Consider the following 10,804-nt stretch of genomic DNA (forward strand, 5'->3'; position numbering starts at 1 on the left):
CGCCTTTTTTATTACAATGTCTCCCACTACGTTTTCCTATCAGCGAACAAACGAGCCAAGCAAGATGACAACAGATACGATCGTGGCCCAGGCCACCGCGCCAGGCCGTGGTGGCGTCGGCATAGTCCGGGTCTCCGGCCCCGCCGCCGAACAGGTCGCCGGGATAGTGCTCGGCAAGCTCCCGCGGGTGCGCTACGCCGAATATCTGCCGTTCAAGGATGAGCAAGGCCAGGTACTGGATCAGGGCATCGCCCTGCTGTTCAAAGCACCCAACAGCTTTACCGGCGAGGATGTGCTGGAGCTGCAGGGCCACGGCGGCCCCGTCATCATGGACATGCTGATCCGCCGCATTCTGAAAATCGATGGCATCCGCCCTGCCCGCCCCGGCGAGTTCAGCGAGCGCGCCTTCATCAACGACAAGCTGGATCTGGCCCAGGCCGAAGCTATCGCTGACCTTATTGAAGCCTCCAGCGAACAGGCCGCCCGCAGCGCCATGCACTCCCTGCAGGGGCAGTTCTCCAGCAAAATCCAGCAACTGGTGGAGAGCCTGATCCGGCTGCGCATCTATGTGGAAGCGGCCATCGACTTCCCGGACGAGGAGATCGACTTCCTCTCCGACGGCAAGGTGGCGGGCGACCTCTACGCCATCATGTCCGAGCTGGACGACGTGCGCGGGGAAGCCAAACAGGGCGCTCTGCTGCGGGAAGGGATGAAGGTGGTGATCGCCGGTCGTCCCAACGCCGGCAAATCGAGCCTGCTCAATGCCCTCGCGGGCCGCGAGTCGGCCATCGTCACCGAGATCGCTGGCACCACCCGCGACGTGCTGCGCGAACACATCCATCTCGATGGCATGCCGCTGCACATCATCGACACCGCCGGTCTGCGCGACACTCAGGACAAGGTGGAGCAGATCGGTATCGAACGCGCCTGGGCCGAGATTGAACAGGCCGATCGGGTGCTGTTTATGGTGGATGGCACCACCACGGACGCGGTTGACCCGCGGGAGATCTGGCCGGAATTTGTTGATCGGTTGCCAAAAAACATCGGCCTCACCGTCATTCGCAACAAGGCCGATCTGACCGGCGAGGATCTGGCACCGAGCCAGGAGCAGGGCCACGCCGTCTACCGCATCTCCGCCAAAACCGAGCTGGGGCTGCCCGCCCTGCGCGAGCACCTGAAAGCCTGCATGGGCTTCCAGGGCAACACCGAAGGGGGCTTTATGGCCCGCCGCCGCCATCTGGATGCGCTGGAGCGTGCTGCCGAGCGGCTGCTGGTGGCCAAAGAGCAGCTGGAAGTGTTCGTGGCTGGCGAGCTGGTGGCCGAAGAGTTGCGCCTGGCGCAGGAGTCCCTCTCCGAGATCACCGGTGAATTCAGCTCCGACGATCTGCTGGGTCGTATCTTCTCCAGCTTCTGCATCGGCAAGTAATGTGGTGAAAAATCAGCAATAAAAAGCAGCCATAAAGAACATAAGACATTGTAAATATTGGACTTTGTTTTTTACTGGCTGTTCTTGCCTGATCTTGTTTCGTGAGAATTTACCCCGAGAGTACCCCGAAGTAACCTCTTGGGGTACTTTTGGGGGACACTCATGAAGATCAGCATCGAATACCGCGCACCGGACGCCGAAGGCAAGCGCGCTCTGCGCTTAACCTATTACGCCGGCTCCTACCTTGAACCAGCCACAGGCATACGCAAGCACAAGCGCAGCAGAGAGAGCCTGGATCTCTTCCTATACGACAAGCCGCGTACCCCAGCACAGCGGCTCCACAACAAAGAAACCCAGCGGGCAGCCGAAGCCATCCGCGCCAAGCGGCTCTTCGAATACGAGACCGGCAAACACCACCTGGATTTTTTGAACGCCCACCAGGCCAGCTTCTTTGAGTACTTCCAGGAAGTGACCGACCAAAAGGCGGCAGGCAGTAAGAGCAACCATTCCATCTGGGTGTCTACCCTCAAGCATTTGCGCCAGTTCCATAAACTGCCGAACCTGACTTTAGAGGAGGTCGATCAGCTGTTCCTGGAGGGTTTTCGGCACTACCTGATGCACAAGGCCCGCACTAAAAGCGGCACGCCACTGAGCCGCAACACCCAGAGCGCCTACTTCAACAAGTTAAGGGCAGCCCTGAACCAAGCAGAGCAGGAGCGGCTGCTGATGGATAATCCGGTACGGCGTGTCAAAGCCATCCAGGGGGAGAAGAACAAGCGCGTTTACCTGACCGAAGACGAAGTTCGAGCCTTGGCCCAGGCTGAGTGCCGCTACGACGTTCTTAAGCGTGCCTTTCTGTTCTCCTGCTGCACTGGCTTGCGCTGGTCCGACATTCACAAGCTAACCTGGGCAGAGCTTGAGCCCTTCTACGGCCATTACCGCATCGTCTTCACCCAGAAGAAGACTAGCGGCCTGCAATACCTGGATCTGAATGACATGGCGATGCGGCTGATGGGGCGCCCAGGCAAGGCAACAGAGCGAATCTTCAAGGGCCTCAAGTACTCGGCCTGGCACAACATGGAGCTCACCCGCTGGGCGTTACAGGCCGGGATCACAAAGAAGGTGACCTTCCACAGCGCACGCCATACCTTCGCCGTGATCCAGCTTAACCGCGGCGTCGATATCTATGCCCTCTCCCGCTTGCTGGGGCACAGTGAATTGAGAACAACAGAGATCTATGCAGACATCCTTGAATCACGGCGAAGAGATGCCATGCTGGATTTCCCCAATGTCTTGGGGTGATAGAAGCACCCTCGACGAGATCATAGCCAGGAAGAGCCAACAAATAGGCCAGCGCGACCATGCGCTGGCCTAGATTATCTTAGATAATATAGATCGGATTTCAGGATCGCCCTGCAGCCCAAGCGGTAACTGGGTTTCACTGAATTGGCTTGTGACCGTTATCGTGAACTTTGTGACCACTTTCGTGATAGTTTGTGACCGTTATCGTGATAGTGCAGGCCGGCCGATGGTAAACCGCCCCTTGGCATGTTCGCAGATAGACCAGCCCAAAGCAGTCAGCTCATCCAATGCCTTACGAACTCGTGATTGCCGCTTGCGATGGGTGGCCGTGCTGACCTCATCGGGAAAGGCATAAGCGACCAAGGTGTCTAACTGCACTGCCCTTTTCTGACCACAATCCACCCAGGCACATAGCCGCTGATGCAACAACCGAGCGATGCTGCCATTCAAGTGCCGAACTTCTGTCATGTCGATACGAACATGGCGACCATTACCCATAATGGCGTAGGTCAGCAAGGGATTAAGCGCCAAAAAAAGTCCATCAGTCTGAGTGTCACTGACATAGTTCGCCAATAAGCGAAAGCCGCTACGCTGGCCAGCCACCTTTGCGATCACCGACACCTTCCACAATCGCTCGATACAGCAACGTACAGTATTGGTATCCCGAGGATTGGCGTATCCAACCTCCTTGGCCAGTTTGCGCAGGCTGCTTCTGACCACCAATACCCTTTGCTGGTTGGCAGCCCAACGAAGATCCAGAAGATCTCGCAATATCACCCCAGTTTCGCTCACCGCAACTGGCTCAATCTCGTTACTTTGTGACTCAAGTCCAGCCAGGGCAACCAACCCCTGAAGCACACGGAGGTCATCTGCACCCAGCGGCTCAGGCCCGGAGAACTCGATCTGATTGCCACCACCGAAACGGTAAATCACCTCCAGCTTGTCACGGCGGCGTTGGCCATGCGAGATCGCCCTAAACAACCCGGGTGCAAGACAGTGCATATGGTCATGCCTAGCATGGGTCAATTCAAAGCAAGACACGTTTGCCTCCCGCTCGGCGTGTTACGCCCAACCTAGCGGGAGCGGGATACAGCACGCCACCTTCCCCCCGCACCAACCAGCGCTCCGGTAGTGGCGGCCCATAATTACTTTTGCTTACCCCAAACCGCACGTGAAGCTTGCTCTTCTCTGCCGATACACCCAGCTGCTGCGCCTCTTTCTTGGTCATAGTGGCGAGGTAGCCCTGCCAGCGCACATTGTCTACCAGCACCGACGAACCACGGCTTGCCTGCTGCAGATCGCCAACTTCTTGGAATACTGCGGATTTGCTGGTGTGGTGTACAAACAACACAGCGCATCCCAGCCTCATGGCCAGCCGCTCCAACTGACCCAGTACCTGCGTCATGGCACAGGCCGCGTTCTCGTCGGCATCGTGGAAGCGCCTCAAAGTATCGATGACAATCAACCTCACCCCTTCAGCCCATATAGCAATCGCTTCCCACCAATGGCTATCCAGCACATTCGGACTGGAGCCCTGCAGCGGTATAAGACGAAGGTTTCGTTCGACGTTGGCACGAAGTTCAGCATCAAGACCTCCGCCCAAGGCAAACAAGCGCTGGTGCAGTACAGGCCAAGGGTCCTCAGCAGGCAGGTAGAGCACGGTTCCCCTGCCCAGCTTGCCAAGTCCAATCCAATCCGGCCCACCGGCGATCTGCATTGCCAGTTGCAATGCCAACATCGATTTGCCCACCCCTCCCGGTGACACCAACGCACCAACGCAGCCAACAGGCAGCCCCGGGAGGACAAAATCGAGGGGTTTCGGAGGTTCAATAAAAGCCGACCGGAGATCCTGGGGGCAGAGAGATGTAATCAGATCCTGTGTCATACCCACCTCACAACCGCCCATGGCTAGCTTGCCGCACACGCTTGGTTACATGCTCAGTGAGTTCGGCGTCTGGTGAAATGCGGTGGGAGAGCAGCCAGTCCAGCAGCTCAACGCGCTTGAAGTAGATCTTTTTGCCTTGTGGCTTGTAATGCGGCAGACGCTTTTCACTGGTCAGCCGGTACACATAGCAGACAGAAACCCCCAGCAACTCAGCGCACTCCTCGGCAGAAAGCACCTCTTTTTGCGCCTGTCCTTGCTGGATTACCAACTGCTTAAGCTCATAAAGCTCTTTCAGGATTGCCCCATTCGGATCACTGAAAACTGACGAATTTTGTTCGCGCATGCAGATTGTCTCCTAGTTACAAACATCAGCATGCAAGAGCGTACCGGGGGCTTGGCGAAATCCTCGTCGCAGTAGTTGTCCAATTTGGGCACCAAGAGCGTTTTTTACGGAAAAACACTTTCACATGTGAAAGCTCGCAAGAAAAAATTACCAAAGGCGCCCTTAGGTTGAGCAATAAGCATAACAAATTAGCGAAAATGGATTACAGCTCCCAAAATCAAGACATCCAACAAAGAAAGCTGTACATTCATACAGCACTAAAATTATCCTGTCCCAACTGGAGGACTTCACCAGTTCCGTGTAAGCTGTCGAACATGAAAAACACAACCTCAAAACTCAACCGTGAGAAGTTAGTCCACTTCTCTGGACACGAAACGTTCCCACTACGTCAAATGTGGCTTAAGAAAGCTTTCGACCAAGCAGCCAACGGGCAGATCACCAAAACTGTCTTCACCGATGATTCCGCTATCGCCACCTTCGGTGTTGGCAAGAACATGGTTGCATCAATTCGGCATTGGGCCTTGGCATGCGGAATTATGACCGATGAAGGGGATGCATTCCGCGTAACAGAATTTGCCATGGACTGCCTGTCAAAGGACGGACTAGATCCGTATGCAGAAAACCCCTCTACTGCATGGTTCGTGCATTGGCAACTAGCAGGCAAGTGTATTCGCTCCACCACGTGGTATTGGCTATTCAACCATGTAACGACTCCTACGTTCACACGCCAAGAGCTCGAAGAGCCTTTGGCAAGCTATGCCCGCAGTCTTGACCCTAAACATCGACTATCTACTGCCACCGTTTCTCGTGACTTGGAGACCTGCATACGCAGCTACGCTCCACGAGCAGCAAGTGGTTCTCCTGAAGATTTTGCCGAGCCTCTACTTGGTGAATTGGGGCTGCTCCATGAGGTCCACAAAGGGCAATACGCGTTCCGGAGAGGCCCCAAAGCCTCGCTCCATGACGGTATCTTTACCTATGCCCTTATCGATTTTTGGAATAAGACAGCAGCCAACCAAAGCTCGCTAGCCTTCGAAGCGATCGCCTATGCCGAAGGGTCGCCAGGACGTGTCTTCAAACTCGACGAGGAGTCGATTGCCCAAAGGCTAATTTCTTTGGCCGACTTCACCGATGGCAAGCTTGCGTGGACCGATTCAGCGGGACTTCGTCAAGTCCATAGAAAACACCTTGCTGATAGCTACAAAAATGAAATGGTGAGACGAGCCTATGATTGAGACAAAAGAGCCGGTGCTATCTGACATCGTTCAGATATCACATCAATACCAACGCTCAATCCGAATCGATGCAGACATTGGCCGTTCCGATGCATTGGACGGCTATATCTTCCATGCCACCGCATCTACAGTGGTGGATGGAATGTGTCGACAGCTTGCGGCAACCAACCAACGTAGTTTTACATGGACAGGCCCATTCGGCGGTGGCAAGTCTTCTTTGGCTGTTGCCTTAGCTAGCGCCCTACACCCCAAAAATGATCTTCGAAATAAAGCTCGCGCAGTCCTTAACCTAAACTCGAAGCCTGATTTCGACAAAGCTTTTCCTGTGCAAAACGGCTGGCTTGTTGTTCCTGTGGTAGGTCGCCGGGGTAGCATCATCAAAGAGCTGGAGCATTCTTTTCGCACAGCTCAAGGCAAGAGTTTTGATGGTCGAAACAAGCCGAATGCACAGCGCATCATTAACGATCTTCTTGCTGAAGCCAAAGCCCGCCTGAATGATGGTGTACTGGTTTTTATCGATGAAATGGGCAAATTCCTTGAGGCATCAGCCTTGGATACAGGTGATGATGTCTATTTCTTTCAAGAGCTAGCAGAGGCAGCGGCACGTTCCGAAGGTCGACTGGTTGTGATTGGAGTGCTGCATCAATCATTCGCACAGTATGCTAACCGCCTCGGGATAGAAACTCGTGATGACTGGACTAAGGTCCAAGGCCGTTACTTGGATCTTCCCTTCGTCGCTGCAAGCGATGAGGTTGTTGAGCTCATCGGTAATGCCATTGAAACCAAACAGAGTCCGGAATGGATGCGGGATGCATCAAAAAAGGTTGCTGAGGCAATCAGTGCTTTGCGCCCCACAGTCGGCAGTAATTTTGCCGCCGCCCTGGAGCGTTGCTGGCCGCTCCATCCCACCATGGCAGCGTTGTTAGGCCCAATCTCTAGGCGGCAATTTGGCCAAAATGAGCGTAGCACCTTCGGTTTTCTCTCCTCGGTAGAGCCTTATGGATTCCGTGCCTACCTGCAATCCACATCCGCATGCCAATCGACTTGCTATCGACCTAGCGATTATTGGGACTATCTGCGCGCGAATCTAGAACCTGCCATATTAGCCTCTTCCGACGGACATCGCTGGTCCCAGGCTGTCGAGGCTGTAGAGCGCGCCGAGGCCAAGTCTGGTGATCCTCTGCTTGTTGCGATCATCAAAAACATAGCCATCATCGATCTGTTCCGTAATGGTTCTGGGTTGTCCGCAGACCTGCGAGTGGTGCTGAGTCTATTCCACGATGTGCCACAGGATCAGATCGAGGGGGCTCTTAATAAGCTCTCATCACTAAAAGTTGCGTTATATAAGAGCTACACCGGTGCCTGGTCTGTTTTTGAGGGAAGTGATTTCGACATCGATGCGGCCATTACCAAAACACTGGCCGCATCTCCAGGAATTGACTACGCCAAGTTATCCGAACTCATGAGCTTACATCCAGTAGTGGCCAAGCGGCATTACCATGAAACGGGTTCTATGCGCTGGATGGAACTCTCTTTATGTAGCATTGAGCGAGCGGAGAAAATCGCTAAAAACTATTCACCCCAACGGGGAGAATTCGGCCAGTTTATTCTTGCTCTTCCTGATCGCGATATGACTATTAGCGAGGCTCGAGAGCGAGCTCAAGCCTGTTCTTATGAACGACCTTGGCCTGTGTTGGTTGGCATCCCAGACAACCATGCTCGCATAGCTGAACTTTCGGCTGAATTAATCGCTTTGGAACAGGTAAGAAAACGCCATGAGCTTGAGGGTGACCCAGTTGCCCGTCGAGAGGTTTCTGCTCGCTTAACAGCTACGCGCTCCATACTCGAAAATCAGTTACAAGCCGCTGTTTCATTGTGTAGGTGGTACGATGGCAGTGACACAGTTATCGAACCTGGAGCAAAACTGTCGCCGCTAGCCTCAGATCTCGCGGACAATCGCTACTGGAATTGTCCTCGGGTGTGGAGCGAGCTAGTCAATCGCGACAACATATCAAGTAACAGCGTCAAAGCTCGGCGTGATTTACTACACGCAATGCTCAACGCCGAAGGCCAAGAACTGTTGGGTATAGAAGGGTTTCCGGCCGAGAGAGGACTTTTTGAAACGCTGCTTGTCGCTCCTAAACTTTATAGAAAAGAAGGGGGGACTTGGCGTTTCTGTGAGCCATCCTCTACCTCCCCTAGCGGCTTCAGCAGATTGTGGGCAATTACCCGACAGCTTTTTTCTGATGCCAATATCTGCGTTGGTGTGAAAACAGTCTATGACTGTTGGAGTGCAATGGGGATGAAGCAGGGTATCCTCCCTGTCTACCTCACAGTGTTCCTATTGGCACACAAGGCTAATCTCGCTGTATACAAAGAGGGAATGTTCATTCCCAAACTCAGCGATGCCGATATAGATGAGTGTTTGCAAGACCCGACCCGCTTTACGCTCCGCTGGATCGCAATTGATAAGGATAAGAGCCAGATTCTTGAAGGAATCGCAAGTCTACTCGAAGAGATCGGTGAAAAGGGCGGCGCAGCAGATCCTTTAGAGGCAGCACGTGGTCTCGTCGCCATGATGTTCAACATGCCTGAATGGGCTCGTCGAACCCAACACTTAGGTGAGACGGCTAAAGCAATTCGGGATATGTTGTTAAAGGCCAATGATCCACACAAAGTCCTATTTGTCGATCTGCCTTCACTACTGGGTGCAACCGACGCGACAACCTATTTGGCTGCTTTGCGAAATCCACTGCAAGAAATCGCAACTGTTTATCCAAAGATGCTCTCCGATATTGAAATCAAAATGCTCGAAGCTCTCGATGCGACTTCAGACGATTTAGCTTCTCTGCGTGAAAGGGCAAAGTTGGTGGCTGGTATCTCTGGTCATTTTCGGCTCGATGCATTCTCTACACGACTAGCGTCATACGATGGTAGTCGTCAGTCTCTTGAAGGGATTTTGAGTCTGGCTGCAGAAAAGCCACCACGCGATTGGGTTGATCGTCACATAGATACGGCCGTGCTCGAGCTTGTCCAGTTTGCTCGCCGATTCCGCGAAGCAGAGGCTTTTGTCGCAGTCAAAGGGCGCGAAGCTCGCAGCGAAGCCATGGCTTTAGTTATTGGCACCGGTGCGAATACTACAACTATCTCTCGATCATTCGCGATTTCGGATCGTCATCGCCAGACAGTTGATAGTAAGGCCATGGAGTTAGTCAAAATGTTCCAAGATCAAGGGTTGGATACTGATGTATCGTTAGCAATCCTTGCCAAAATCAGTTTGCAGCTGGTAAAGGAAAAGGAGCACGTGGATGTCTGAGAGACATGTATTAGGCCTCTCTGGAGGCAAAGACAGTGCCGCCCTTGCCGTGTGGATGCGCGATCATCATCCAGAGCTAGAGATAGACTACTTCTTTACAGATACGGGTGAAGAGCTTCCCGAGGTCTATGAGTTCTTGGGGCGGCTCGAAGGTTATTTGGGAAAGCCCATTGAGAGGCTTAATCCCCGTCGAGATTTCCGTTTTTGGCTTCGCGAGTACAATCACTTTCTGCCTAGCCCACAGACGCGCTGGTGCACTCGCCAACTCAAGTTGGCGCCATTCGAACAATGGGTCAAACCATGGCTGGCAGCCGGAGATACCGTATTTTCCTACGTGGCTATTCGTGCGGATGAGGATTATCGCGAAGGTTATTCTGCGAAAGCTCAAAATCTGATAGTGAAATTTCCGTTTCGTGAAGCTGGCGTCGACAAAGCTGGCGTGATTGACATTCTGGAGTCCTCGGGTGTGGGCTATCCCAAATACTACGAATGGCGCTCGCGAAGTGGCTGCACATTTTGCTTTTTCCAGCAAAAAATCGAATGGGTGCGCCTAAAAGAACAGCACCCAGAGGATTTCGAGAAGGCCAAGGAGCTAGAGAAGGATGCCTTAGAGCATGGGTCACCTTTCACTTGGTCTAAGGGCGAATCCTTATGGGATTTGGAGAAACCTGAACGCATCGCAGAGATCAAGGCTGAATACGAAACCCGTCGCGCGCGTCTTCGCTTAAGTATTCCCATCAATCCTCTTCGACCTGTGAAAGACTGCCCCGAAGACATCGATGATGTTTACGGAGCTGACGAAGGGAATGGTTCCTGCAACATCTGCCACAAATAAGATCAAACAGGCGCTATCAGTGTTGGAGTGTAGTGGTCTAATCATCCCGGACACCATTTTAGGTGGTACAGTCGCCACCATGACCTGAGGTGTTCAATGACAAGATTACGTCGCTCATTTACTGCCCAATTCAAACTCGAAGCCGCATCCCTGGTGCTCGACCAGGGATATTCTGTCCCTGAAGCCAGCTGTTCACTGGATGTCGGTGAAACCGTACTGCGCCGCTGGGTTCAGCAACTGCAATCCGAACGCTGCGGCACAACCCCAATCAGCAAAGCACTGACTCCGGAGCAGCAAAAAATTCAGGAGCTGGAAGCCCGTATCAACCGACTCGAACGTGAAAAGGACATACTAAAAAACCGCCTCCCCGGCACTCCGTGGCCCATGGAATTAGAAACACGTCCACTACACTGATCTCACCGGACAGTGGTCGTTTGCTTTTTGGAGGCTTAGTCCCCGTCA

The 10,804-nt window shown here is 53.5% G+C and carries 8 protein-coding genes and 1 pseudogene; 6 read left to right on the forward strand and 3 right to left on the reverse strand.

Annotated features, from left to right (window positions below; genetic code table 11):
* Positions 1-64: 64 nt before the first annotated feature.
* Together mnmE and ACB040_RS14720 are read left to right on the forward strand one after the other, a co-directional pair.
* Positions 65-1,426, forward strand: a complete 1,362-nt coding sequence (gene mnmE / locus ACB040_RS14715) for a tRNA uridine-5-carboxymethylaminomethyl(34) synthesis GTPase MnmE (protein WP_019445516.1) — start codon at positions 65-67, stop codon at positions 1,424-1,426.
* Between the two features lie 162 nt (positions 1,427-1,588).
* The gene (locus tag ACB040_RS14720) at positions 1,589-2,728 is read left to right on the forward strand and encodes a site-specific integrase (protein ID WP_106844447.1); all 1,140 of its coding nucleotides are present in this window, start codon (positions 1,589-1,591) and stop codon (positions 2,726-2,728) included.
* Positions 2,729-2,929: 201 nt separating this feature from the next.
* Here ACB040_RS14720 and repC read toward each other — a convergent pair whose 3' ends face one another.
* Genes repC through ACB040_RS14735 form a run of 3 tightly spaced genes read right to left on the reverse strand, consistent with a single transcriptional unit; the run spans position 2,930 to position 4,956 of the window.
* Complete coding sequence (gene repC, locus ACB040_RS14725; RefSeq protein WP_106844448.1) at positions 2,930-3,769, reverse strand: replication protein C, IncQ-type; 840 nt, start codon at positions 3,767-3,769, stop codon at positions 2,930-2,932.
* On the reverse strand, positions 3,756-4,634 hold the full coding sequence (locus tag ACB040_RS14730) for a helicase RepA family protein (RefSeq protein WP_306770631.1): 879 nt from the start codon (positions 4,632-4,634) through the stop codon (positions 3,756-3,758). The genes repC and ACB040_RS14730 overlap by 14 nt, the downstream gene beginning before the upstream one ends.
* Positions 4,621-4,956: a helix-turn-helix domain-containing protein gene (locus tag ACB040_RS14735; RefSeq protein WP_015848536.1), complete on the reverse strand. Its 336-nt coding sequence runs from the start codon at positions 4,954-4,956 to the stop codon at positions 4,621-4,623. The genes ACB040_RS14730 and ACB040_RS14735 overlap by 14 nt, the downstream gene beginning before the upstream one ends.
* A gap of 314 nt (positions 4,957-5,270) precedes the next feature.
* Between ACB040_RS14735 and ACB040_RS14740 the strand changes: the two genes are divergently transcribed.
* The 4 genes and pseudogenes from ACB040_RS14740 to ACB040_RS14755 form a co-directional block, all read left to right on the forward strand.
* Entirely contained in the window at positions 5,271-6,191 is a 921-nt protein-coding gene (locus ACB040_RS14740; protein ID WP_106844449.1) for a DUF4007 family protein, read from the forward strand.
* The gene (locus ACB040_RS14745) at positions 6,184-9,507 is read left to right on the forward strand and encodes an ATP-binding protein (RefSeq protein ID WP_106844450.1); all 3,324 of its coding nucleotides are present in this window, start codon (positions 6,184-6,186) and stop codon (positions 9,505-9,507) included. The genes ACB040_RS14740 and ACB040_RS14745 overlap by 8 nt, the downstream gene beginning before the upstream one ends.
* The gene (locus ACB040_RS14750) at positions 9,500-10,342 is read left to right on the forward strand and encodes a phosphoadenosine phosphosulfate reductase family protein (RefSeq protein ID WP_106844451.1); all 843 of its coding nucleotides are present in this window, start codon (positions 9,500-9,502) and stop codon (positions 10,340-10,342) included. Before ACB040_RS14745 ends, ACB040_RS14750 begins: the two co-directional genes overlap by 8 nt.
* Before the next feature lie 96 nt (positions 10,343-10,438).
* Positions 10,439-10,699 (forward strand): annotated as a pseudogene (locus tag ACB040_RS14755) (transposase); the annotation flags it as partial.
* Positions 10,700-10,804: the final 105 nt, after the last annotated feature.

It is taken from the genome of Aeromonas sp. S11(2024), from assembly GCF_041402345.1.
Classification (GTDB): domain Bacteria; phylum Pseudomonadota; class Gammaproteobacteria; order Enterobacterales; family Aeromonadaceae; genus Aeromonas; species Aeromonas veronii.